Annotated in this window: 22 protein-coding genes; 12 read left to right on the top strand and 10 right to left on the bottom strand. The window is 67.3% G+C overall.

From position 1 onward, the window contains the following. Nucleotides 1-35: 35 nt before the first annotated feature. Nucleotides 36-884: a cold-shock protein gene (locus IFT87_RS20690; RefSeq protein WP_183936044.1), complete on the bottom strand. Its 849-nt coding sequence runs from the start codon at nucleotides 882-884 to the stop codon at nucleotides 36-38. Between the two features lie 249 nt (nucleotides 885-1,133). Between IFT87_RS20690 and IFT87_RS06455 the strand changes: the two genes are divergently transcribed. The 6 genes from IFT87_RS06455 to IFT87_RS06430 all read left to right on the top strand — a co-directional run bounded on the left by IFT87_RS06455 (nucleotide 1,134) and on the right by IFT87_RS06430 (nucleotide 6,835). Then, complete coding sequence (locus IFT87_RS06455; RefSeq protein ID WP_031438839.1) at nucleotides 1,134-1,754, top strand: ribonuclease D; 621 nt, start codon at nucleotides 1,134-1,136, stop codon at nucleotides 1,752-1,754. 1 nt (nucleotide 1,755) lies between these two features. Then, complete coding sequence (gene lptC, locus IFT87_RS06450; protein WP_235188218.1) at nucleotides 1,756-2,421, top strand: LPS export ABC transporter periplasmic protein LptC; 666 nt, start codon at nucleotides 1,756-1,758, stop codon at nucleotides 2,419-2,421. A gap of 5 nt (nucleotides 2,422-2,426) precedes the next feature. Continuing rightward, on the top strand, nucleotides 2,427-2,972 hold the full coding sequence (locus IFT87_RS06445; RefSeq protein ID WP_031438837.1) for an LptA/OstA family protein: 546 nt from the start codon (nucleotides 2,427-2,429) through the stop codon (nucleotides 2,970-2,972). Nucleotides 2,973-3,062: 90 nt separating this feature from the next. Further along, nucleotides 3,063-3,857 carry an LPS export ABC transporter ATP-binding protein gene (gene lptB, locus IFT87_RS06440; RefSeq protein WP_107045271.1) on the top strand — a complete coding sequence of 265 codons (795 nt, stop codon included), beginning with the start codon at nucleotides 3,063-3,065 and terminating at the stop codon, nucleotides 3,855-3,857. Between the two features lie 4 nt (nucleotides 3,858-3,861). Further along, nucleotides 3,862-5,382: an RNA polymerase factor sigma-54 gene (rpoN, locus tag IFT87_RS06435; RefSeq protein WP_037529967.1), complete on the top strand. Its 1,521-nt coding sequence runs from the start codon at nucleotides 3,862-3,864 to the stop codon at nucleotides 5,380-5,382. Nucleotides 5,383-5,443: 61 nt separating this feature from the next. Then, nucleotides 5,444-6,835: a DUF418 domain-containing protein gene (locus IFT87_RS06430; RefSeq protein WP_084215164.1), complete on the top strand. Its 1,392-nt coding sequence runs from the start codon at nucleotides 5,444-5,446 to the stop codon at nucleotides 6,833-6,835. Here IFT87_RS06430 and IFT87_RS06425 read toward each other — a convergent pair. Together IFT87_RS06425 and IFT87_RS06420 are read right to left on the bottom strand one after the other, a co-directional pair. After that, nucleotides 6,832-7,830 carry a ligase-associated DNA damage response exonuclease gene (locus IFT87_RS06425; RefSeq protein WP_031438833.1) on the bottom strand — a complete coding sequence of 333 codons (999 nt, stop codon included), beginning with the start codon at nucleotides 7,828-7,830 and terminating at the stop codon, nucleotides 6,832-6,834. The genes IFT87_RS06430 and IFT87_RS06425 overlap by 4 nt on opposite strands. A 68-nt stretch (nucleotides 7,831-7,898) precedes the next feature. Next, nucleotides 7,899-8,504 carry a hypothetical protein gene (locus tag IFT87_RS06420; RefSeq protein ID WP_031438832.1) on the bottom strand — a complete coding sequence of 202 codons (606 nt, stop codon included), beginning with the start codon at nucleotides 8,502-8,504 and terminating at the stop codon, nucleotides 7,899-7,901. Nucleotides 8,505-8,605: 101 nt separating this feature from the next. Between IFT87_RS06420 and IFT87_RS06415 the strand changes: the two genes are divergently transcribed. From IFT87_RS06415 to IFT87_RS06405, 3 genes are all read left to right on the top strand, one after another. Further along, nucleotides 8,606-11,029 (top strand): ligase-associated DNA damage response DEXH box helicase, encoded by a 2,424-nt coding sequence (locus IFT87_RS06415; protein WP_084215165.1) that lies wholly within the window; start codon nucleotides 8,606-8,608, stop codon nucleotides 11,027-11,029. Between the two features lie 87 nt (nucleotides 11,030-11,116). Then, on the top strand, nucleotides 11,117-12,067 hold the full coding sequence (locus IFT87_RS06410; RefSeq protein WP_192007900.1) for an aspartyl protease family protein: 951 nt from the start codon (nucleotides 11,117-11,119) through the stop codon (nucleotides 12,065-12,067). Nucleotides 12,068-12,147: 80 nt separating this feature from the next. Further along, nucleotides 12,148-13,539 carry a M20/M25/M40 family metallo-hydrolase gene (locus IFT87_RS06405; protein ID WP_426290462.1) on the top strand — a complete coding sequence of 464 codons (1,392 nt, stop codon included), beginning with the start codon at nucleotides 12,148-12,150 and terminating at the stop codon, nucleotides 13,537-13,539. A 160-nt stretch (nucleotides 13,540-13,699) separates the two neighbouring features. Here IFT87_RS06405 and IFT87_RS06400 read toward each other — a convergent pair whose 3' ends face one another. After that, a complete protein-coding gene (locus tag IFT87_RS06400; RefSeq protein ID WP_052149153.1) occupies nucleotides 13,700-15,664 on the bottom strand; it encodes a potassium transporter Kup in 1,965 nt (654 codons plus the stop codon). A 124-nt stretch (nucleotides 15,665-15,788) separates the two neighbouring features. Between IFT87_RS06400 and pdeM the strand changes: the two genes are divergently transcribed. Further along, the gene (gene pdeM, locus IFT87_RS06395) at nucleotides 15,789-16,484 is read left to right on the top strand and encodes a ligase-associated DNA damage response endonuclease PdeM (protein WP_052149152.1); all 696 of its coding nucleotides are present in this window, start codon (nucleotides 15,789-15,791) and stop codon (nucleotides 16,482-16,484) included. A 15-nt stretch (nucleotides 16,485-16,499) separates the two neighbouring features. On the opposite strand, the gene msrA is transcribed toward pdeM, so the two are convergent. From msrA to pabB, 4 genes are all read right to left on the bottom strand, one after another. Beyond that, nucleotides 16,500-17,159 carry a peptide-methionine (S)-S-oxide reductase MsrA gene (msrA, locus tag IFT87_RS06390; RefSeq protein ID WP_037529969.1) on the bottom strand — a complete coding sequence of 220 codons (660 nt, stop codon included), beginning with the start codon at nucleotides 17,157-17,159 and terminating at the stop codon, nucleotides 16,500-16,502. An 84-nt stretch (nucleotides 17,160-17,243) separates the two neighbouring features. Next, the gene (locus tag IFT87_RS06385; RefSeq protein ID WP_192008216.1) at nucleotides 17,244-17,393 is read right to left on the bottom strand and encodes a hypothetical protein; all 150 of its coding nucleotides are present in this window, start codon (nucleotides 17,391-17,393) and stop codon (nucleotides 17,244-17,246) included. A 199-nt stretch (nucleotides 17,394-17,592) separates the two neighbouring features. Continuing rightward, the gene (locus tag IFT87_RS06380; RefSeq protein ID WP_037529965.1) at nucleotides 17,593-18,792 is read right to left on the bottom strand and encodes a pyridoxal phosphate-dependent aminotransferase; all 1,200 of its coding nucleotides are present in this window, start codon (nucleotides 18,790-18,792) and stop codon (nucleotides 17,593-17,595) included. A 50-nt stretch (nucleotides 18,793-18,842) separates the two neighbouring features. Continuing rightward, complete coding sequence (gene pabB / locus IFT87_RS06375; RefSeq protein ID WP_192007898.1) at nucleotides 18,843-20,603, bottom strand: aminodeoxychorismate synthase component I; 1,761 nt, start codon at nucleotides 20,601-20,603, stop codon at nucleotides 18,843-18,845. An 80-nt stretch (nucleotides 20,604-20,683) separates the two neighbouring features. Between pabB and IFT87_RS06370 the strand changes: the two genes are divergently transcribed. Further along, complete coding sequence (locus IFT87_RS06370; RefSeq protein WP_031394761.1) at nucleotides 20,684-21,352, top strand: MBL fold metallo-hydrolase; 669 nt, start codon at nucleotides 20,684-20,686, stop codon at nucleotides 21,350-21,352. Nucleotides 21,353-21,539: 187 nt separating this feature from the next. On the opposite strand, the gene IFT87_RS06365 is transcribed toward IFT87_RS06370, so the two are convergent. Beyond that, nucleotides 21,540-23,159, bottom strand: coding sequence for a M28 family metallopeptidase (locus IFT87_RS06365; RefSeq protein ID WP_192008176.1), 1,620 nt, complete (start codon nucleotides 23,157-23,159; stop codon nucleotides 21,540-21,542). A gap of 38 nt (nucleotides 23,160-23,197) precedes the next feature. After that, complete coding sequence (locus IFT87_RS06360) at nucleotides 23,198-23,641, bottom strand: MAPEG family protein (protein WP_037529964.1); 444 nt, start codon at nucleotides 23,639-23,641, stop codon at nucleotides 23,198-23,200. A gap of 207 nt (nucleotides 23,642-23,848) precedes the next feature. On the opposite strand from IFT87_RS06360, the gene rpmF reads away from it, so the two are divergent. Continuing rightward, nucleotides 23,849-24,028 (top strand): 50S ribosomal protein L32, encoded by a 180-nt coding sequence (rpmF, locus tag IFT87_RS06355; RefSeq protein WP_031438822.1) that lies wholly within the window; start codon nucleotides 23,849-23,851, stop codon nucleotides 24,026-24,028. Nucleotides 24,029-24,043: the final 15 nt, after the last annotated feature.

Here is a 24,043-nt window from a genome sequence, read left to right as displayed (position 1 = left end):
TGGTTCGAAAAACCCCGATGACCGGACGGACGGGATTAGCCGCCTGCGCTCAGGTTGACCGCTGCATACTTGCCGCGACGATCGACTTCGAGCTCGAACTCGAGCTTGTCGCCCTCGTTCAGCGTGGCCATGCCGGCACGCTCGACCGCCGAGATGTGCACGAACGCGTCAGGCTGGCCATCATCGCGCTGAATGAAGCCGAAGCCCTTCATCGCGTTGAAGAACTTGACCGTACCCGTTGCCTTCTCACCGGTCAGCTGGCGCTGCGGCGCGCCGCCTGCACCACGATCGGCACCGCCACGGGGTGCACCCGGGCCGGCATCGCGATCACGCGGCGGACCACGATCGGTCACGGCCATCGGCTCGCCATCGATCTTGAGATCGGTTGCCGAGATGCGGCCACCACGATCAACGAGCGTGAAGCCGAGCGGCTGACCCTCAGCGAGAGCGACCATGCCAGCCTGCTCGACTGCGCTGATGTGCACGAACACGTCCTCGCCGCCGTCATCGCGAACGACGAAGCCGAAGCCCTTCTGTGCGTTGAAGAACTTTACGACGCCGGTGCCTTCACCAACGACCTGGGGGGGCATGCCGCGCCCGGCGCCACCGCCGCCGCCACTGAAGCCGCCGCCGCCGCCGCCGCCGCGGTAACCACCGCCGCCACCGCCGCCGCCGCCGAAGCGATCACCGCCGCCGCCGAAGCTGCTGCCGCCGCCGTAGCTGCTGCCACCGCCACCATAGCTGCTGCCGCCGCCGCCGAACCGGTCACCGCCGCCGCCGAAGCTGCTGCCGCCACCGAAATCGTCGCTGCCGCCGCCGAAGCTGTCGCGCTTGTCGCGGCCACGCCCGCCACGGTTCCCGCGGCCACCTTTATCGAAACCCATAAGCCCTGATCGTCTTCCCGGTTCGCCCGCAAAATCTCTCCAAAAGCCGGCGTGTCCGGACGACGAACGCGGGCCCTCGGGCGCGAAACCTTTTGCGCCTTGGGGAAGGGCATAGCGCAAAAATCAAGCTATCGCGAACAGAATCTTGTCCGCTTGCTCCATTGGCGATGATCGCGGCAAAAGCATGGCGCACCCGCGTCATCGCGGAGGACCATTGAGCAAGGCGCCCCCGACCGCTAGGGCCACCGCATGACAGTGTATCTTCATGAAGGCGACATCCCGTCCGGGATCTTCGCACCGGGCGCCTCGATTGCCGTCGACACCGAGACCATGGGCCTCATCACGCCGCGCGACCGGCTCTGCGTCGTGCAGCTGTCGGATGGCGGCGCAGATGAACATCTCGTCCGGTTCGCGGCCGACAGCGACTATGCGGCGCCCAACCTCAAGGCGCTGCTCGCGGATCCGGAGCGGCTGAAACTCTACCATTTCGGACGATTCGATATCGCCGCGGTCCAGCATTATCTCGGCGTCGTCGCGGCGCCGGCCTATTGCACCAAGATCGCGTCGCGACTGGTCCGGACCTATACCGACCGGCACGGCCTCAAGGAGCTGGTCCGCGAACTGCTGGGCCAGGACGTGTCGAAGCAGCAGCAATCCTCCGACTGGGGGAGCCCGAATCTCAGCGAGGCGCAGAAAGACTATGCCGCGTCCGACGTCCGTTTCCTGCACCGGATGAAGGAAGAGCTCGACAAGCGGCTGATTCGCGAAGGCCGCATGGAGCTCGCGCAGAAATGCTTCGACTTCCTGCCGACCCGTGCCGCGCTCGATCTCGCCGGATGGCCCGAGATCGACATCTTCGCGCACGCCTGACATGACCATGGCGCCCCCGTCCGACGCATCGGCGAAGACGATCCGGCAGGCCCGCTCGCCGCGTCAGGTCTGGGCGGCGCCGGGCAGCCGCCACGACCGCGTCGTCGGACTGGCGCGACTCGGCCTGCCGACCGCGATCGGCGTGCTGACCGCATTCCTTGTGATGGCGCCGCTGACCGCGGGCGGCGACGTGTCGTTCGTGCTCGACAAGAACAAGGTCGAGGTCGCGCAGGAGCGCATGAAGCTGCAGGCCGCGCAATATCGCGGGCAGGATTCGAAGGGCCAGGCGTTCACGCTCGACGCCCGCTCGGCGATCCAGAAGAGTTCGGCGGAGCCGATCGTGCAGCTCAACACGCTGAGCGCGCAGCTCCAGCTCGCCGACGGCCCCGCCAACATCAGGGCGAATTCCGGGCGCTACGACATGGACACCGAGAAGGTGCAGCTGAACGGCCCGCTCAACGTCACCGCTCCCAACGGCTATGACCTGAAAACCACCAATGCGACGCTCGACATGCGCGCGCGGACGATGGACAGCGGCAGTGCGGTGACGGGAACCGTGCCGCAGGGCGTGTTCAGTGCAAACAAGCTGCATGCCGATCTGGAAGCCCGCACCGTCAGGCTCGACGGCAATGCGCGCTTGCGGATCGTGCCGCGAGGGCCGAAATAGCCGCCATGCGCCTCATACCAAGCTCCGTCCTCCTGATGCTCTCCGCGCTCGCGGCGACCGGCGTCTCCGCGCAACGTGCGCACAACTCGAACGCGCCGATCGATTTCGGTGCGGACCATATCGAGCTGCAGGACAAGGCGAACCGTGCGGTGCTGAACGGAAGCGTGTCGGTCAAGCAGGCGGACATGACGCTGAATTCGGCGCGGATGACGGTGGCCTATACCGGCGAAGTGGTCGGCGGGAACCCGCAGGTGTCGCGCCTCGACGCGTCGGGCGGCGTGACGGTGCGCCGGCCGGACCAGACCGCGAAGAGCCAATATGCGATCTACGACCTCAACCGGCGGGTGATCACGATGCTCGGCGCGGTGACGCTGACCCAGGGTGGCAACACCGTGAATGGCGGGCGGCTGACGATGAACCTCGACACCGGTCGCGCGGTGATCGACGGATCGTCGGTCCGCGGCAGCGGCGGCGCGACGGCCAGCGGCGGCACCGTGACCCAGACGGGCGGGCGCGTGACGGGCACCTTCTCGGTTCCCAAGCGCAACTGATCCGATGCGCGCACCGCCGGTCATCCGCGAAACCCGCCAGCCGAGCGCCAGCCGCTTTTACCCGCCCGCCCTCAGCAAGGCCAAAGCCTGATGGATGCCCCCACGCTGCCCCCGATCGAAACCCCCGGCCCGCACGGCGACGCGATCGTCGAAGCGCCCACGACCAACGGCCTTCAGGTCGTGTCGATCGCCAAATCCTATGACAAGCGCACCGTCCTGACCGATGTGTCGGTGTCGGTCGGGCGTGGCGAGGTGGTCGGGCTGCTCGGGCCGAACGGCGCCGGCAAGACGACGTGCTTCTACTCCGTGATGGGGCTGGTGAAGCCCGATTCGGGCCGGATCATGCTCGACGGCGACGATATCACGCGCCTGCCCATGTATCGGCGCGCGATCCTGGGTCTTGGCTATCTGCCGCAGGAAACCTCGATCTTCCGCGGGCTGACGATCGAGAAGAACATCCTGACGGTGCTCGAGCTGTCCGAGCCCGACAAGGCGGTGCGCGAGCGCAAGCTCGACACGCTGCTCGAGGAGTTCGGCCTGACCCGGCTGCGCGCCGCGCCCGCGATGGCGCTGTCGGGCGGCGAGCGGCGCCGGGCGGAGATCGCCCGCGCGCTGGCCGCCGAGCCGTCGATCATGCTGCTCGACGAGCCGTTTGCGGGCATCGATCCGATCTCGATCGCCGACATTCGCGACCTCGTGAAGGATCTCAAGCGCCGCGATATCGGCGTGCTGATCACCGACCACAATGTCCGCGAGACGCTCGACATCGTCGACCGCGCCTACATCATCTACGATGGCCGCGTGCTGTTCTCGGGCAGCCCGGCCGAACTGGTTGCCGACGCGAACGTCCGCCGCCTCTATCTGGGCGAGGGCTTCTCGCTCTAGTGTCATGAGCCTCGCGCCTCGCCTGGACCTTCGCCAATCGCAGTCGCTGGTGATGACCCCGCAGCTGCAGCAGGCGATCAAGCTGCTGGCATTGTCGAACCTGGAGATCGAGGGGTTCATCGCCGAGGAGATCGAGCGCAATCCGCTGCTTGAGGCGGGCGCCGCGGACGATGGCGACAGACCCGACCGCGACGCCGGACCGGAACCTGACGACGCCGCCCCCCGCGACGAACGCGTCGCCGCCGACGAGCTGGTGAGCGGCAGTGTCGGCAGCGACGAGCCCGCGCTCGACATCGACTATGCGACCGAAAGCCATCACCAGGACAGCGTCGCCGACGGTGGCAGCGGCACCGACGGCGCGCTGTCGATGAGCGGGGCCGGCGCGGGCGGTGGCAGCGATGGCGACGGGAACGGTCTCGATCTGGACGGCTTTGCCGATACCGGACTCAGCCTTGCGGATCATCTGCTGGCACAGGCGGGCCCCGCGATCGCCGCGGACGATGCGTTCGTCGCGGCGCATCTGATCGACCAGATCGACGAGGCGGGATATCTCACCGTGCCGCTGCTCGAGATCGCCAACCGGCTGGGCGTCGCGCTTGCCCGGGTCGAGCATGTCCTGGCGGTGATCCAGACCTTCGACCCCACCGGGGTGGGCGCGCGCGACCTGGCCGAATGCCTGACGATCCAGGCGCGGGAGGCGGATCGCTATGACCCCTGCATGGCGCGGCTCATCGACAATCTCGACCTGCTGGCGCGGGGCGAGATCGGGCGTCTGAAGCGCCTGTGCCAGGTCGATGACGAGGACATGGCGGACATGATCCGCGAGCTGCGCGGCTATGATCCGAAGCCCGGATGCCGGTTCGGCGGCGAGCCGAGCCGCGCGGTCGTGCCCGACCTGTTCGTCGCGCGGACCAAGACGGGCTGGAGCATCGAGATCAACACCGCGACGCTGCCCCGCATCCTCGTCAACCGCAGCTATTACACCGAACTGGCGCGCGGCGAGCAGGACAAGGCGTCGAAGGCGTGGCTCAGCGAGTGTCTCGCCAGCGCGAATTGGCTGGTCAAGGCGCTCGACCAGCGGCAGCGCACGATCATCAAGGTCGCAACCGAGATCGTGAAGCAGCAGGAGGCGTTCTTCCTCCACGGCGTCGCACATCTCAGGCCGATGACGCTGCGGATGGTTGCCGACGCGATCGAGATGCACGAATCGACCGTCAGCCGCGTGACCAGCAACAAATATGTCTCGTGCGGGCGCGGCCTGTACGAGCTGAAATATTTCTTCACCTCGGCGATCCAGTCGGCGGACGGCGGCGATGCGGTGTCGGCGCAGGCGGTCAAGAGCGCGATCAAGGCGCTGATCGCGAACGAGGGTGCCAAGATCCTGTCCGACGATACTTTGGTGGAATTGCTCGACGGCAAGGGCTTCGACATTGCCCGGCGCACCGTTGCCAAATATCGCGAGGCGCTCGGCATCGGCAGTTCGGTACAACGCCGCCGGGCGCGGGCGCTCGAGGGTACGGGCTGACGCTTGCCTTCGCACCGGATCGGCGTAGCGTCCGGCTTGCATCACGGGGGGGCCCAGACCGATGAACGACCTTTCCGCCAGCCGTGATGGCGACGCCGAGCGCGTGGCGACGTCGCCACCGATGACCGCGGCCGAGCCCGATGGCGCGCCACGTATCGCGGTGCTCGATATCCTGCGCGGGATCGCGATCCTCGGCATCCTGTTCATGAACATCAACGACATGGGCGGGTCGCTCTACGCGTCATTCGACGATATCCGGCATTTCGGCTGGACCACACAGGACCAGATCGCCTGGTGGCTGCGCGAGGTGATCGCCAACGGCACCGCCCGCTGCATGCTCGAGATGCTGTTCGGCGCCGGGATGGTGATCCTGACCGACCGCGCCGCGCAACTGGCGGGGACGCGCGTGGTGATGAAGCGCTATTATGCGCGTAACCTGCTGCTGTTTGCGTTCGGCGTGGTGCACATCCTCGTCCTGCTGTGGCCGGGCGACATCCTCCACACCTATGGCCTCGCGGCACTGATCGCCTTCCTGTTTCGCGGACTGCGCCCCCGCCTGCTTCTGACCATCGGCCTGTCGGCGGCGGCGCTGCAGTTCGCCGGCGGCACCTACGGCTATGTCTCCACCACGCAGACCCAGGCGCAGGTCGCCGCGATCGAAAGCGCGCAGCGCGCCGGGCGACCGGTCACCGCCGCGGACCGCACGCTGCTGACCAAGGTCGCCGAGGGGGCTGCAAGACGCGCCAAGACCAAGGCCGAGGATGCTGCGCGGATCGCCGCCGAGGACAAGGCGCGTACGGGCAGCTTCATGACCTGGGCGGCGTATCAGTGGAGTGTCATCGCCTATCTGCAGAGCCGTGGGCTCGAGCTGGTGTTCGTGTGGGAAGCGGCCGGCGTGATGCTGATCGGCGCGGCGCTGTACAGGCTCGGCATCCTGCAGGGCGGACGATCGCGCGTCTTCTACGTACGGATGACGCTGGTCGCCTACGGGATCGCGATCCCGCTGCGGATGATCGGCGCGGCGGAGCAGATGCGCTTCGACACTGCGCCGAAGACGCTCTGGGCTACCGCGGAGGTCAGCCGGCTGGCGATGACGCTCGGCCATGTCGGCGCTGTCCATCTGCTGGTCGGGACGATCCTCGGCGCGCGGCTGTTGCGCCCCTTCGCCGCCGCGGGCCGGACCGCGCTGTCGCTCTACGTGCTGCAGACGATCATCGGCCTGTGGATCCTGTTCCCGCCCTTCGCGCTCGGGCTGTACGGCGAGTTCGGCTGGGCGGCGCTGATGGGGATCGCGCTGGCGATCAATATCGGCCTGTTGTGGCTCGCCAATGCCTATCTGCGTGCGTTCAGCATCGCACCGGTCGAATGGGCGTGGCGGTCGCTGCTCGAGCGGCGCCGGTTGCCGTGGCGCAAAACACGTATCACCCCCGCCGCACGGACGGTATCCGCCTAGTCGTCCTCGTCCTCGAACCCGACCAGCGCCAGCGCGCGCGCCTTGATCTGGCGGGTCATGCACCAGTGAACGAGCGCATCCTCACGGCCATGCGTAACCCATACCTCGCGCGGTGCGATCTCGGCGAGCGTGTCGATGAGCTCGTCCCAGTCGGCATGGTCGCTCAGGATCAGCGGCAATTCGACATTCTTCTGCCGCGCGCGCCCGCGGACGCGCATCCAGCCGCTCGCCATAGCGGTGATCGGATCGGGCAGCCGCCGCGACCAGCGATCGTTGAGCGCGCCGGGCGGGCACATCACGACATGCCCCGCCATGTCGGCCTTCTTGGCGTCCGCAACCGGCAGCAAGGTACCCAGCCGGACGCCGTGATCGGCGTAGAGGTCGCACAGACGCTGGAGCGCACCATGGATGTAGATCGGCGCCTCATGCCCCCGCGCGCGAAGTTCGGCGATCACGCGCTGCGCCTTGCCGAGCGCATAGGCCCCGACCAGCACGCAGCGGTCGGGATTGGCGTGCAATGCGGCGATCAGCTTGTCGATCTCGTCGCCGGTATCGGGGTGGCGGAAGACCGGCAGGCCAAAGGTCGCCTCGGTGACGAAGACGTCGCATTTGACGGGCTCGAACGGCGTGCAGGTCGGATCGCTCCGCCGCTTGTAATCGCCCGAGACGACCACCCGTTCGCCGCGATAGTCGAGCACGATCTGCGCCGAACCCAGGACATGGCCGGCGGGGACGAAACCGATATCGACCTCGCCCATGCGGATCGTCTCGCCATAGGCGACCGGGTGACCCGATTGCGGACCATAGCGCGCGTCCATGATCGCCAGCGTCTCGGGCGTCGCCCAGACCGCGGCATGGCCGCCGCGCGCATGATCCGCATGGCCGTGCGTGACGAGCGCCCTCTCGCTCGGGATCGACGGATCGATCCATGCGTCGATCGGCTTGACGAGGATGCCGTGCGGATGCGGTTCGAGCCAGTCGCCGAGTTTTGCCATCATGCTACTACGCCCGAGCCATGGCTGCGGTGCCACGCGCGACAGCGGAGCGACACCGGCGCGGCCGCCTAGCGCCGCCGGCCGACCTTGACTGACTTCAGGATCGCATCCATCCGCGCCGCGGCAACCGCCTGGGTCGGTGCATTGCGCGGCGGCGGCGATCCCGCCTTGGCCGCATAGGTGATCCGGTCGACCGCGTAGCAGGTGCCGCCGATGACGCTGCGCAGCGTGAGTGCTCGGACCTGCTGGCTCATCCCGGCGTCGCCCGTCTCATAGGTCGCCCAGCGCTGGCCGCCGAGCGTGCGATCGGCGAGGCGGCGGCTGTTCGCCGATGTCAGCCCGTCGGTGGTGCAGCGCGCGATCACCGCCGTGCTCCGGCTGAAGCCGACCTGGATCATCTCGGTCACCTGCCCCTGCCCGTCGGTCGGCTTTGCGACCTGCCAGAACCGGACGATGCCGACGCCCCGCCCGGGCAGCGTGCCGTCCCACATCGTCCGCCAGCCGCTGGTCATCAACGCGCGGCCGGCAAAGTTGCGCGTCGGGGTCAGGCTCGACGGATAGGCGAGGCGAACCGTGCCGCCTGCGCCGACGAACTTCTGCGTCGCCGCCGTCGCATTGGCAAAGGGCAACAGCGCGATCAGGGACAGCGGCGCGAGATGGCGAAGAATCGACAAGGTTGGTCTTTCACAGGCTAAACAGATCGATGGTCCGACAAATCGCCGACCGGGCGGGCGCCGTCCATGGCGTTGCGGCATAGTGCACCCATATGACGACCATGCGTGAACAGGCCGTGAGCGACCTTCCCCCCCAACTCGATGACTGGTTCGCGACACGGGGCTGGCGGCCGCGCCGGCATCAGACCGACATGCTGGCGCAGGGACGCGCCGGGCACCACGCGCTGCTGGTCGCGGCGACGGGGGCAGGCAAGACGCTCGCCGGGTTCCTGCCGACGCTCGCCGAGTTGATCGAGGAGCCGACCAGCGGGCTCCACACACTTTATGTCTCGCCGTTGAAAGCGCTCGCGGTCGACGTCCAGCGCAACCTGCTGACGCCGATCGAGGAAATGGGAGTCGACATCCGCGTCGAGACGCGCACCGGCGACACGCCGTCGGACCGCAAGGCGCGGCAACGCGTGAAACCGCCGCAGATCCTGCTGACGACGCCCGAATCGCTCTCGCTGCTGCTCAGCTATCCCGACAGCATCACGATGTTCGAGGGCATCCGCACGATCGTGATCGACGAGGTCCATGCGTTTGCGACGGGCAAGCGCGGCGACCTGCTCTCGCTGTGCATGGCGCGGTTGCAGACAATCTCGCCGGGCATGCGGCGCGTCGCGCTGTCGGCGACGGTCGCGGATGCCGACGGCTATCGCGCATGGCTCGCCCCCGACGGCGATATCGACCAGGTCGCGATGGTGCAGGGCGAGGCGGGCGCGGATCCGGACATCGCGATCCTGCTGCCCGAGGGTCGCATCCCGTGGTCGGGCCATTCGGGCCGCTATGCCGCCGAGCAGGTGATGGCGGAAATCGAGAAGCATGCGACGACGATCGTGTTCTGCAACACGCGCAGCCTCGCCGAGCTGATCTTCCAGGATCTGTGGAAGGTGAATGCGAACACGCTGCCGATCGGCGTCCATCATGGCAGCCTCGCACGCGAGGCGCGGCGCAAGGTCGAGGGCGCGATGGCGGAGGGCAAGCTGCGCGCGCTGGTCGCGACCGCGAGCCTCGACCTCGGCGTCGACTGGGGCAATGTCGACTGCGTGATCCAGATGGGCGCGCCCAAGGGCTCGTCGCGGCTGCTCCAGCGCATCGGCCGCGCCAATCACCGGCTCGACGAAGCGAGCAAGGCGATCCTCGTCCCCGGCAACCGGTTCGAATATCTCGAGGCGCGCGCCGCATTGGACGCGGTCGAGGCGGGCGAGCTCGATCCCGACCTGTTCCGCGTCGGCGCGCTCGACGTGCTGGCGCAGCATGTGATGGCCTGCGCCTGCGCCGCGCCGTTCCGCGAGGAGGACCTGCTCGACGAGGTCCGCTCGGCCCTCCCTTATTCCGCGCTGCCGGCCGAGACCTTCTCGCGCGTGCTCGGCTTCATCAGCGACGGCGGCTATGCGCTCAAGGCCTATGACCGGTTCAAGCGGCTGACGCAGGATGCGGACGGCACATGGCGGATCAGCCACCCGAAGTTCATCGGCCAGCACCGGCTGAACGCGGGGATCATCGTCGAGGCGACGATGCTCAACGTGCGGTTCGGCAATGGCCGCGCGCTCGGCCGCGTCGAGGAAGGCTTCGCGGCGCAGCTCAGCCCCGGCGACACCTTCTTCTTCGCCGGGCTCAGCCTCGAGGTGGTGAAGATGGACACCGAGGACCTGGTCGTCCGCGCAACCTCCAAGCCTGCGCGGATCCCGACCTATGGCGGCAGCCGGATGCCGCTGTCGACCAACCTCGCCGACCGCGTCCGCGGGTTCCTGGCGCATCCTGGCGAATGGGCGCGGTTTCCCGACGATGTGCGCGAATGGCTCGAATATCAGCGGCTTCGCTCGGTCCTGCCCGAACCCGGTCAGCTGCTGGTCGAAACCTTCCCGCGCGAAGGGCGGCATTACATGGTCGCCTACAGCTTCGAGGGGTGGAACGCGCACCAGTCGCTCGGCATGCTGATCACCCGGCGGATGGAAACGCAGGGGCTGAAACCGCTCGGCTTCGTCGCGAACGACTATGCTCTGGCGGTGTACGGGATCGACAAGATCACCGACCCGGCATCGCTGTTCTCCGCCGATATTCTCGAACATGAGTTCGTCGACTGGGTGCAGCAATCGCACCTGCTCAAACGCGCGTTTCGCGAGGTCGCGGTGATCGGCGGGCTGGTCGAGCGCCAGCATCCCGGCAAGCGCAAGACCGGACGCCAGGTCACCTTCTCGACCGACCTGATCTATGACGTACTCCGCAAATACGAGCCGACGCATTTGCTGCTCGAGGCGGCCTGGGCGGATGCGCGCGCACGGATGACCGATGTCGGGCGACTGGCCGGGCTGCTCGACCGCGCGGCGGAAACGATGCTGCATGTCGACCTCGAGCGCGTGACGCCGCTCGCGGTGCCGATCCTGACGCTGATCGGGCGCGAGAAGGTCACCACCAACACGTCCGACGACGCCCTGCTGATCGAGGCGGAGGCGCTGGCGGCCGAGGCGATGCGGATCGACTGAACGGACCCGAGACGAACCAGGGACGAACGACTTGTCGTCCGTCGGTTTCGGGCGCAGCATCGGGTCATGCGCAGGTGGTCAGGCCCGGTGTTGCTCATCATCGCTGCCCCGGCTGCGGCCCAGCAGTCTGCCCCGGACGCTACCCCGCAACCCGCCGCCCCGCCCGCTTATGCTGCACCGGTCGATGATGCAGCATCTGCAGCAAACACGGTGATGCTGTTCGGGCAGGACGAGAGCAGGATGACCGTGCCCGTGTCGATCGCGGGCACCAGTCCGCAGAAGTTCGTCGTCGATACCGGCGCGCAACGCACCGTGATCTCACGCGAGCTTGCGGCGGTGTTGCGGCTTGCGCCCGGCCGGATCGTCCGCGTCACGGGCATGACCGGATCGGACAACGTCGCGACCGTGATCATCCCGGCGCTGCGGGTCGGCACGATCGACACCCCGGCAATCGAGGCGCCCGCGATCGCCGCGCAGAATCTGGGTGCGCTGGGGCTGCTGGGGATCGACACGCTGCAGGGACGCGCGGTGGGAATCGATTTCGACACCCGCACGATGACCGTGACGCCCGCGCGCCGGCGCAACCGCCGCGAGCGAACCGAGCGGGGCGAGATCGTCGTCCGGGCACGAAGTCTGTTCGGCCAGCTCGTCGTCACCGACGCCTATTGCAACGGCGTCCGGATCCGCGTGATCATCGATACCGGGTCGTCGGTCAGCATGGGCAATGCCGCACTGCGCCGCAAGCTGTTGCGCAAGCCGGTCCGGTCGCAATCGATCGCGCTGACCGGTGTCACCGGACAGACGGTGATGGCGGACTATTCGACGATCGATCGCGTCATGATCGGCAGCCTGACGATCACCAGCCTGCCGATCGCGCTGACGGCCGTCGACGCCCCGCCCTTTCGCCAGTTCGGACTGGCGGAACGGCCCGCGATCCTGCTCGGCATGGATGCGCTCATGCTGTTCCGCCGCGTCGACATCGACTTTGCCAATCGCGAGGTGCGGCTTGCCCTGCCGCGCAATGTCCCGCCGCGTTGAGGTTGCGTGATCGATCATTCGCTGCAACGCTGCTGCAATAAACGATCAAGGGGACGACGATGCGCGCAGTAAGCAGGGTGATGGCGGGAATGATGCTGACGGCCAGTGTCGTCACCATGCCCGGTACGGGATTTGCGCAGAGCCGCCCCGACCAGAAGGCGTTCTTCGGACTCTACAAGGAGCTGGTCGAGACCAACACGACGCTGTCGTCGGGCAGTTGCACACAGGCCGCCGCGCAGATCGGCGCGCGGCTGAAAAGCGCGGGCTATGCCGATGCCGACATCACCTATTTCTCGGTGCCCGAGCATCCCAAGGATGGCGGGCTGGTCGCGGTGCTGAAGGGGTCGGACGCGTCGATCAAGCCGATGCTGCTGCTCGGCCATCTCGACGTCGTCGAGGCCAAGCGCGAGGACTGGGTGCGCGATCCGTTCACGCTGATCGAGGAGGGCGGCTATTATTATGCCCGCGGCACCGTCGACGACAAGGCGCAGGCGGCGATCTGGTCCGACGCGATGATCCGCTTCAAGACGTCGGGCTATACGCCGAAGCGGACGATCAAGCTCGCGCTGACCTGTGGCGAGGAGACGACCTTCGCGTGGAACGGCGCGCAATATCTCGCCGCAAGCAGGCCCGACCTGATCGCCGCCGAATTCGCGTTGAACGAGGGCGGCGGTGGGCGGCTCGACGATAATGGCAAGCGCCAGCTGCTGGCGATCCAGGTCGGTGAGAAGGCCGCGCAGAATTACACCTTCACCGCGACCAATCCCGGCGGGCACAGCTCCCAGCCGACGCCCGACAACGCGATCTACGAACTCGCCGATGCGGTGAAGGCGGTGCAGGGCCATGAATTCCCCGTGACCTTCACCGACACGACGCGCGCCTTCTTCGCCGCGAGTGCAAAGGCGATGCCGGGCACGATGGGCGACGCGATCACGCGCCTGCTCGCCAACCCGCAGGACAAGGCGGCGGACGCGATCGTCAGCCGCGACAAGGCGATGCATTCGACGCTGCGCACCACCTGTGTCGCGACGCTGCTGAGTGCGGGCCATGCCGAAAACGCGCTGCCGCAGCGCGCGACCGCGAATGTGAACTGCCGGATCTTTCCCGGCGAGACGGTCGACGGCACGCTGGCGAAGCTGAAGTCGCTCGCCGGTACCAAGGTGAGCGTGACCGCGAACCAGCCGGTCCGGCCGACCGCGATCCCGCCGACGCTCGATCCCAAGATCATGGGCCCGGTGACGAAGGTCGCGGCCAAGCACTTCCCCGGCCTGCCGATCCTGCCGTTGATGTCGACCGGCGCGACCGACGGGATCTTCTTCGAGGCGATCGGCATCCCGGTCTATGGCGCGCCGGGCGTGTTCATCGACAAGGACATGGGCGGCATCCACGGCCTGAACGAACGGATCCGGATTGCATCGCTCTATGACGGCCGCGACTATCTGTACGATCTGGTCAAGGCGTTCGCGGGATGACCGCTCGTCCCTCTCCCCCCGGGGGAGAGGGAGGGAGGAGCCGCAGGCGACGGAAGGGTGAGGGGCATTGGGATCATCGTCCGTAGCCTCAAGCCCCTCACCCTTCCCACCCGGCTTCGCCGTGCGGGCCCCTTCCCTCTCCCCCTAGGGGAGAGGGAGTCTAGACCGTCACCTGCTCGCCGAGTTCGAGCACCTTGCCCGGCGGGATCCGCAGGAAATCGGTCGGATCGCTCGCGTTGCGCTGCAGGAACATGAAGATCCGGTCCTGCCAGGGCGGCATGCCCTTTTCCGCGTCGGGCTTGAGCGTGTTGCGGCCGATGAAGAACGACGTCCGCATCGGGTCGAGCCCGAGCTGCTCGGTCTTGGCGCCGACACCGAGATCGCGCGGTACGTCGGGCGATTCCATGAAGCCGTAGGTCAGCACGACGATCGAGAAATTGTCATCGACCCGCTCGACCTTGGCGCGGCCTGCCTGATCGACGAACGGGCGATCCGCGGTGCGGATGCTGACGATCAGGTTGCGCTCGTGCAGAACCTTGTTGTGCTTCAAATTGTGGAGCAGCGCGCCGGGCGTGGCGTGCGGATTGGCGGTGAGGAACACCGCGGTCCCCGACACACGCTCGGGCGGGCGCTTCTCGAGCGCGGCTGCAAGATCGCTGAGCGGGATGCTCTGCCGCTTCTCGAACGCGCTGACGATTTTCTTGCCGCGCACCCAGGTGAAGATGATCAGCCCGATCGACGCCGCGATCACCAGCGGCACCCAGCCGCCCTCGATCACGCGCAGGATGTTCGCGCCGAAGAAGATCAGGTCGAGCGTCAGGAACGGCAGGATCGCCGCCAGCGCCAGCGGCCGCGACCAGTTCCAGCGGTGGCGCACGACGATATAGGCGAGCAGCGTGGTGACGACCATCGTGCCGGTCACCGCGATACCATACGCCGCAGCCATCGCCGACGAGGTCTTGAACTGGATCACCAGCACCAGCACGCCGATCAGCAGCAGCCAGTTGATCGCGGGAAGGTAGATCTGCCCGGCGAACACCGCCGAGGTCTGGCGGATGCGCAGCCGCGGCAGCAGGCCGAGCTGGATCGCCTGCTGCGTCAGGCTGAACGCGCCGGTGATCACCGCCTGGCTGGCGATGACCGTCGCGAAGCCCGCGAGGATGATCAGCGCGGGGCGCAGTGATTCGGGTGCCATCAGGAAGAACCAGTCCTGATTGACGAACGGGACGCCCCGACGCGCGGCATCCTCGAGCTGCGACAGCGCGAACGCGCCCTGCCCCAGATAGTTGAGCGCGAGCGCGGGAAAGACGAGGAAGAACCAGCCGATGCGGATCGGCAGCTTGCCGAAATGGCCCATGTCCGCGGTCAGCGCTTCCGCGCCGGTGACGGTCAGGAACACCGCGCCGAGCACGAACAGCCCGGTGACGCCGTGGGTCGCGAGAAACGCGACGCCGTAGGTCGGCGAGAAGACGCGGACGATCGAGGGCTCGTCGGCGATATGCCACACGCCCAGCGCACCGATCGCGACGAACCAGACGATGCAGACCGGACCGAACAGCTTCGAGACATGCGCCGTGCCGCGCGACTGGATCACGAACAGGACGATGAGAATCGCGATCGTCAACGCGCGCACCACGCCTTCGTTGAAGATGTGCGCAGCGCTCGGGATCGTGCGCAGCCCTTCCATCGCCGAGAGGACGGACAGTGCGGGCGTGATGATCGCATCGCCGTAGAACAGCGACGCACCGGCGGCCCCGAGCACGATCGCGATCTTCGAGCGCACCCCCAAGGCCCGCCTTGCAAGCGCTGCGAGCGCAAGCACGCCGCCCTCGCCCTGATTGTCCGCGCGCATCAGGAAAATGACGTATTTTACCGTGACGACGAGGAACAGCGACCACAGCGCGAGGCTGAGCACGCCGAGAATCTCGCTCGGATCGATCCCGCCCGCCGCACTCTGGCCGAGCGCTTCGCGAAAGGCATAGAGCGGGCTGGTGCCGATATCGCCGAACACCACGCCGATCGCCCCCACGGTCAGCGCGGCAAGCGCCGGGTGCGGGTGAAGATGCGCCGCCGACAGATCGGTGGACGTTTCAGCGGGCTGGGGTGTTCCGGCGACGGACGACATGGCGCGAAAAGCGCTCCTCCTGATGGGACGGCGCGCTTTACGCCGATTGCAGCCATGCGCAAGTGTTCGACGCTGCGCTGCACAATCGCTTGATTCGAACGTCGACCGACGGCATGGCCACCTGATGGTTCCCTTTTCGTTCGGCGGACACACGCTTTCGGCGCTGGCGGCAGGTGCGGTTTACTGGCCCGCGCGACACGCCTTGCTGGTCGCCGACCTGCATTTCGAGAAGGCGAGCTGGTTCGCCAGCCGTGGCCAGATGCTGCCACCTTATGATTCGATCGCGACCTTGACCGAACTCGCCGCCGTGCTCGATGCGACCGGCGCGACCGAGATCTGGTGTCTCGGCGACAGTTTCCATGACAACGACGGCTGCGTCCGGCTGCCGCAGCGCGCGCAGGAGATGCTGCGCGCCATGACGCAAAAGACGCACTGGACCTGGATCACGGGCAATCATGACCCGATGATCCTCGACCGGTGCGGTGGCACGGTCGTCGACGAGGCCTGTGTCGATGGCCTGGTACTGCGCCACGAGGCCGATCCCCGTGAAACCCGACCCGAACTCTCGGGCCATTTCCATCCCAAATTGCGGCTTCGGCTGCGCGGCAAGCAGGTCGCGCGACGGTGTTTCGTCGCGACCGAGACCAAGCTGATCCTGCCCGCCTTCGGATCGCTGACGGGCGGGCTGGACGTCGACCATCCCGAGATCATCCGCGCCGTGGGCAGGGGTGCGCAGGCGCTGTTGCCGGTCGCGGACCGGATGCTGCGCTTTCCGGTCGCCGCGCAGCGACCGGACACGCGGATCGCCGTGTCTGCCTAAAGCGATCAGCCGGCGTCAGCTGGCGATCGTCGGGAAGGCCTTGCGGAACGCCGCGAGCTTGGGCTTGTCCCAGGCGACGATGTAGGGATGCGTCGGATTCCGGTCGAAAAAGTTCTGATGATAGGCTTCGGCGGGATAGAAGCTGCCGGTTTCCAGCGTCGTGACGATCGGCCGCGCGAACGCCCGCGTCTGACCGAGTTGTGAGATATAGGCGCGTGCGACCTGCGCCTGCTGCGGGGACTGCGGGAAGATCGCGGAGCGATAGCTGGTGCCGCTGTCGGGACCCTGGCGGTTCAGTTGCGTCGGATCATGCGCGATCGAAAAATAGACGCGCAGCAGCGTGGCGTAGCTCACGACGCGGGGATCATAGCTGATCCGCACCGCCTCGGCATGCCGCGTGGTTTCGCTCGACACCTGCTCATAGGTCGCGGTCGCCTTGGTCCCGCCGGCATAGCCTGCGGTCACGCCCTTGACGCCGCGGACATGCTCGAACACCGCCTCGAGCCCCCAGAAACAGCCCCCCGCCAACACTGCGGTCTGCAGGCCGCCCGTCCGCGGGACATCGACGGTCGCGGCCGGGATGATGACCGCGCGCTCTGCCTGCGCAGAACCGGTGGCGATGACCGCACCGGCGAGTCCGACGGCGGCGAGCGTTGCGAAAAGGGGCGTGTGCATGTTGATCATGTGGGGCGTCTCGATGACGTTTCCAGCCCCGGCGCGGAATGCCTTTCGGCGACCGATCACCGGGATTCAGCAGGCTCAGCGCTGGGCGGGCGCGGTGTGCACGGGCGCGCCATACACCGGCTGCGTTGCCTCGGCGGGCTGGAACGCAAGGAGACCCAGCGCACCCAGAACAAAACCGCCAGTAAACTGCCAGAGAAAGCTCGACTTGATAAGATTGCGCATCATGCGCTCCTGTTGAAATCAGACTTGGCGTGATCCCGGTGGATCACGTCAGCTACGACCCAGCATGTCGTGGGGATGCCGCGTCTTCACAATGCCGTTTTATGAAACGGTCGATTAACGCGATGTGGCCAATCCGTTCATCCGCCAGCAGGGTTGCTGGCGGATGTCCGGGCATGTCCGCGATGTTGCCGGGCGTGCTGGATCAGCGTAGCGCCGCGCAGGCGGTCTGGATCCGCGTGCAGGCCTCGCGCAGCAGCGTGTCCGACGTGGCATAGCTGATCCGGAACGCGGGGCTGAGGCCGAACGCCGCGCCCTGCACGACTGCGACCTTGGCATCGTCGAGCAGATAGCCGACCATCGCCTCGTCGGTGTCGATCAGCCGACCGTTCGGCGTCGACTTGCCGATCAGCGCGGCGAACGACGGATAGACGTAGAACGCCCCCTCGGGCGTCGGGCATTCCATGCCGTCGATTTCGTTCAGCATCGACACGACCAGATCGCGGCGGCCCTGGAAAGCGGTGTTGCGCTCGGCGAGGAACGACTGGTCGCCGTTGAGCGCAGCGACCGCGGCGGCCTGCGCGATCGAGCACGGGTTCGAGGTCGACTGCGACTGGAGCTTGGCCATCGCCTTGATCAGCCAGCTTGCGCCGCCCGCATAGCCGATCCGCCAGCCGGTCATCGCATAGGCCTTGGAACAGCCATTGACGGTCAGCGTGCGCTCGAACAGCTCGGGGCACGCCTCGGCGATCGTCGCGAACCTGAAGCCGTCATAGACGATATGCTCGTACATATCGTCGGCAAAGATCCAGACATGCGGGTGCTTCGCGAGCACCGCGCCCAGAGCCTTCAGCTCGTCGATCGTGTAGCCGGCGCCGGTCGGGTTCGACGGCGAGTTGAGGATCACCCACTTGGTCTTGGGCGTGATCGCCGCGTCGAGCGCCTCGGGTGCGAGCTTATAGCCGACCTCGGGGCCGGCCTTGACGATCACCGGTACACCGCCGGCGAACTGCACGACGTCGGGATAGCTGACCCAATAGGGTGCGGGGATCACGACCTCGTCACCCGGATCGATCGTCGCGACCATCGCGTTGAACAGGGTGTGCTTGCCGCCCACGTTCACGCTGATCTGGTCGGTCGCATAGGTCAGGCCGTTGTCGCGCGCGAACTTGGCGGCGATCGCCTGCTTCAGCTCGATCGTACCGTCGACATTGGTGTATTTCGTCTTGCCGTCGCGAATCGCCTGGATCGCGGCCTCCTTGACGAAATCGGGCGTGTCGAAATCAGGCTCGCCCGCCCCCAGCCCGATCACGTCGACGCCGGCGCGCTTCAGTTCGAGCACACGCGACGTGATCGCGAGGGTCGGCGAAGGGCTGATGCGGCCAAGGGCGGCGGATGCGTGCATGGTGAAACCTCTGCGGTTGACCGCAGCGGCGCCTGCGGAATTCGCGCGGGCTATACGCCGCGATCGCCTGATTTCGCAACCGCAACAACGGCCGGAACGAGCCCGCGCACCGCATTTCCCATACGGAACCCGTTGGCGAGGTCGGCGCGCGTCAACCGTCCCTCGACCGCCTGGCCGCTGGCGAGCAGATCGGCGCGCAGCACGCCGGGGATCAGCGCGCCCGCAAGCGGGGTCACCAGCACCCCGTCGCGCGGCACGAACAACGAGGTGAAGCTCCCCTCCGTCAGGAAACCGTCGGGCCCCTCGAACACCACTTCTGTGGTACCCGCGGCACGCCGCGCGTCGTCGTAAAAGGCGCGGTCGCTGGTCTTGTGGCGCAGCCGGATATCGGCGGGCGCGACGGGCAGCGGGACGATCGCGACCGTCATCTGCGCGGGCGTGACCGGCATCGGACCGACCTGGATCGCGACCGCGCCCGATGCCGCGACGACCAGCCGGATCCGCCGCGGACCGCGCAGCCGGAAGGTCGCCGCCTGCAGCTCGTTCCGAACCGCGTGACGATCGAAGCTGAACCCCAGCGCCGCAGCACTCGCGGTCAGCCGGGCGAGATGCAGTTCGAGCCGCATCACCCCGTGTTCGGGATCGAACGCCATCGTCTCAATCAGGTCCAGCTTGCGCTGTCCGGCGGTGACGAAGGCCGCCTTGTCCGCGCATTCCTGCCATTCCTGGTCGGCGACGCTGTCCGCGACGATCCCCGAGCCGAGTCCCATCACCGCGTCACCGTCGCGCACCGTCAGCGTGCGGATCGCGACGTTCAGCGCGGCGTCGCCGCCGGGATCGAACCGGCCGATCGCGCCGGTATAGAGGCCGCGGGGACGGGCCTGCTCGACCTCTGCAATCACTTCCATCGCGCGCTGCTTGGGTACGCCGGTGATCGAGCCGCAGGGAAACAGCGCGGCGAGCACATCGATCGCATCGCGACCTGGGGTCAGCCGCGCTGCCACCGTCGACGTCATCTGGTGGACGGTTGGATAGGTTTCCACCGTGAACAGGTCGGGGACCGAGACACCCTGCGCGACCTGCGACAGGTCGTTGCGCATCAGGTCGACGATCATCAGATTTTCCGCGCGCTGCTTCGGATCGGCGGCTAGTTCCTCGGCGAGGCGGCGATCGACGTCGGGCGTGGCGCCGCGCGGCGCGGTGCCCTTCATCGGCCGACAGGTCAGCCGATCGCCCTCGAGCGTGAAGAACAGTTCGGGCGACAGCGACAGACAGGTCTGGTCGCACGTGTCGATCAATGCGCCATAGCCGGCGCGCGCCTGGTGTCTGAGACGGGCATAGAGCGCGCGGGGATCGCCGATGAACGGCACGGTCGCGGCAAAGGTCAGATTGGCCTGATAGATGTCGCCCGCCGCGATCAGCGCGAGCAGCCGCGCGATTCGCGCATCATAGACCTCGCGGTCGATCTGCGGCTGCGGCGGCCCAACCCAGATTCCGGCAGGATCGGGCAACAGCGCGGGCAGCGCCGCCGCGGGGATCGTCTCGTAGCGCTCGAACAGGCCGAACCACAGCAACGGGCCGTCCGGCGGGCCGGTATCGACCGCACGCGACGCGAACGTCATCCCCGCTTCGTAGGCCAGCATCCCCGCGGCATGCAGCCCCTCGGCCAGACCGCGACGGATCTCCGCAAGCGCGGGTTGCACGGCATCGGGGGTGTCCGCGCGAACGACCCGAACAGGCCGGTCGTACAGGCGCGCGGGGGCCCCCGCCTCCCGGGCATCATCAAGCAGCACGAAGGGCGCAGTCCACATCGTGCCGACTGATGCACGGGGCGGCAGGCAAACCGCAAGCGGCGATTGCCCGAAACCGCCCGCCGCCCTATTTTGCCGGAATGACAAAGACCTCCCTGCCGCCGCTGCGTGCCGCGATCATCCCCGTCACGCCGATCCAGCAGAACTGCACGTTGCTGTGGTGCACCGCGACGATGAAGGCGGCGGTGGTCGATCCCGGCGGCGACCTGCCGCGAATCAAGGCGGCGATCGCGGAGGCGGGTGTGACGGTCGAGAAGATCCTGCTGACGCACGGGCATATCGACCATGCCGGCGAGGCGAAGGCGCTGGCCGACGATCTGGCAGTGCCGATCGAGGGGCCACACGAGGCCGACCGTTTCTGGCTCCAGCGGCTTGATCAGGACGGGCCGAAATACGGGATCGCCGGCGTCAATTTCGAACCCGACCGGTGGCTCGTCGAGGGCGACCGGGTGTCGGTCGGCGACCTCGTTCTCGATGTCTACGAAACGCCGGGGCACACCGAAGGCCATGTGATCTTCCATCACGCGCCATCGAAATTCGCGCAGGTCGGCGACGTGCTGTTCCAGGGGTCGGTCGGACGATCGGACATGCCCGGCGGCAATCACCGGGTGCTGCTGTCGTCGATCGTCGAGAAGCTGTGGCCGCTGGGCAGCGATACGAGCTTCATCCCGGGTCACGGCCCCGCGAGCACGTTCGCCCATGAGCGCGCGACCAACCTGTTCGTGAGCGATCGGGCGCTGGCGGCGTAGGTCCCTGTTCCCCCGCGGAGGCGGGAGGACACCGGGAAGCAGATGTCCAACGTGCCAATCACCCCACCCCGGCGAAGGCCGGGGCCCAGTTGGGGGACGAGAATTGGCGAAAGTCGCGCACCGTTACTGCAACCTTCCCAACTGGGCCCCGGCCTTCGCCGGGGTGGTAGCGAGTGTGGGTTGAGTCCTACTTCCGCTCCCCCGCGCTTTCAGCCCGAACCGACTTGAACTCCGATTCGTTGCGCCACTCCGGCCAGAGCCTGCTGTTCGCCAGCTTCGTACCGATCGTCTGGAACAGACCGACATCCTGCGCCGCGCCGCGCAGATCCCAGTCCGCACTCCAGGCGTCACACGTCTGGTGATAGCATTTCATATAGCCGTCGAGCCACGCCTGCCCCGCGGGTCTGCCGCCCGTCACGAGGTCGGACGCACCGCTGATCGCCATCAGCAACAGCGTCGGCACGCCGCGCCGTGCGACCGAGAAATGATCCGCGCGGTAGAACAGCCCCCGTTCGGGGAGCGCTTCGGGGGTCACGACGCGGCCCTGCGCCTTGGCGGCATCGCCCAGCATGTCCTCGAGGCTGTTCTGACCCGCGCCGACCAGCAGGACGTCGCGCGCCGGCCCTGCCGTCTGGAGAATGTCGAGCGTCAGGTTGGCGACCGTCTTCGCCGCGTGATAGACCGGTTTTACCGCATAGGTTTCCGACCCGAGCAGCCCCCGCTCCTCCCCGCTCCACAACGCGAAGACGAGGCTGCGGTCGGTGCGCGGCGCGGCGGCAAAGCTGCGGGCAAGGCCGAGCACGCCCGCGACGCCGAGCGCGTCGTCATTGGCACCCGGGCGGATCGTGCGCCCCTGCGCATCGGGCGCGCCGACGCCATACGCATCCCAATGCGCCCCGAACATCACCACTTCGTCGGGACGGGTCTTGCCGGGCAGCATCGCCAGCACGTTGCGGCTCTCCGCCGTGTCGTGACGGACAGGAAGGTCGGTCGTGAACCGCTGCTTCAGCGCGATGGGGCGGAAATCGCTGTGCCGCGCGGCCTTGCGCAAGGTGGCGAGGTCGAGGCCGGAGGCGGCAAAGAGCCGGGTCGCGGCGGCCCCTTCGATCCACCCCTGCAGCAGCACGCGCGAGGCCGGATCCTCGCGCACGATGTCGTAATTCTCGCCCGCGGGTGCGGTGACCGTCGCCCAGCCATAACCGGCACCCGGCTTGTCGTGGACGATCAGCGCCGCCACCGCGCCACGCCGCGCGGCCTCCTCGAACTTGTAGGTCCAGCGTCCATAATAGGTCATGCGCCGATCGCCGAACCGGCCCTTGGCATCGTCCCCCGCCACCGCCTCGAAATCGGGGTCGTTGACCAGGAAGACGGCGACCTTGCCCTTGAGGTCGAGACCCTTGAAGTCGTCCCAGCCGCGTTCAGGGGCGGTGACGCCGTAGCCAACAAAGACCATCGGCGCGTCTGCGATCGCGACGCGGTCGACCCCGCGCACCGTGCTGAGATAGACGTCGCGGCCCTGGACCAGCGGCGTTGCCCCGGCGCGCACGCTGCCCTGCCCCAGGCGCGTGTGGACCAGCGGCACCGCCTGCGTCCAGCTGCCGTCCGGCCCGCCCGGCGACAGCTTCATCGCCTTGAACTGCGCGATGAGCCAGTCGATCGTCCTGGTTTCGCCCGCGGTTCCGGGTGCCCGCCCCTCGAACGCGTCCGACGCCAGCGTCCTGACATCGGCGGACAGATGCTCGGGTGAGATGGCGTCCTGCGCCGGGCCGTCCTTCGCAAGACCGGGCGTCGCGACCGCGAGCAGCATCGGCGTGGCGAGGAGCGCGGCGACATTCCGGACGATGCTCATGCGCGACCCTCGATCGGTGCGGTCTGGAACGTCGTGACCGACGGCGTGGCACCGGCCTGATAGGCGATCGCGAGCGCCCAGCCCGCGAGCAGCGCCATCAGCGCCCAGGTCGCGAGCGCGCCGCCGGCGCGCGGCAGGTTCGACGTCGTCTTGTCCATGCCGAAGGCGTGCGCGATTCGCGCGACAACGAAAACGACTCCCGCGATCCACAACCAGCGGGGTGATCCGCCGCCCAGTTCGATCAGCGCAAACAGGATCAGGATGAAGGGCGCATATTCGACGAAGTTCGCCTGCGCCCGCATCCGCCCCTGCAGGACCGGATTGCCATTGTCGCCCAGCAGGACATTGTCCTTGAGGCGAGTCGGCACGATCCGGAAGGCCAGCCAGAGATTGATGATCGCGGCCGCGGCGGCGATCGTCAGGGTTACGGGCAGGATCATGCAGCTTATTCCTCGATGTTTCCGGTGTGCGCGGGTCGTGCCACTGTGCCACCATGCTTGCAACGCAGGCGATTATCGCTATAGCGCCACGCTTCGCGATGCGTCAGGCCGTATGGTAGCTCACGCGGCCGACCTTAACAGTCGGTTGCCGACTCCTTCGTCCGGGCCTATCGGAGCCCCGACCTTTATAAAGAACAAGGTGCCGAAATGGCCGTCCCCAAGAGAAAAACCTCGCCCTCCAAGCGCGGCATGCGCCGTGGCCACGATTCGCTGACGATCGCGGCATTTCAGGAGTGCCCGAACTGTGGCGAACTCAAGCGCCCGCACAACCTCTGCACGTCTTGCGGCCATTACAACGGTCGCGAAATCCTTTCGGTCGAGGGCTGAGCCCTTACCTGAGCG

This window comes from Sphingomonas sp. CFBP 8765, assembly GCF_014841445.1.
Lineage (GTDB): Bacteria > Pseudomonadota > Alphaproteobacteria > Sphingomonadales > Sphingomonadaceae > Sphingomonas > Sphingomonas aerolata.
Note: the sequence above shows the minus strand (reverse complement) of the source record. Positions and strands in the feature narration are given on the sequence as shown.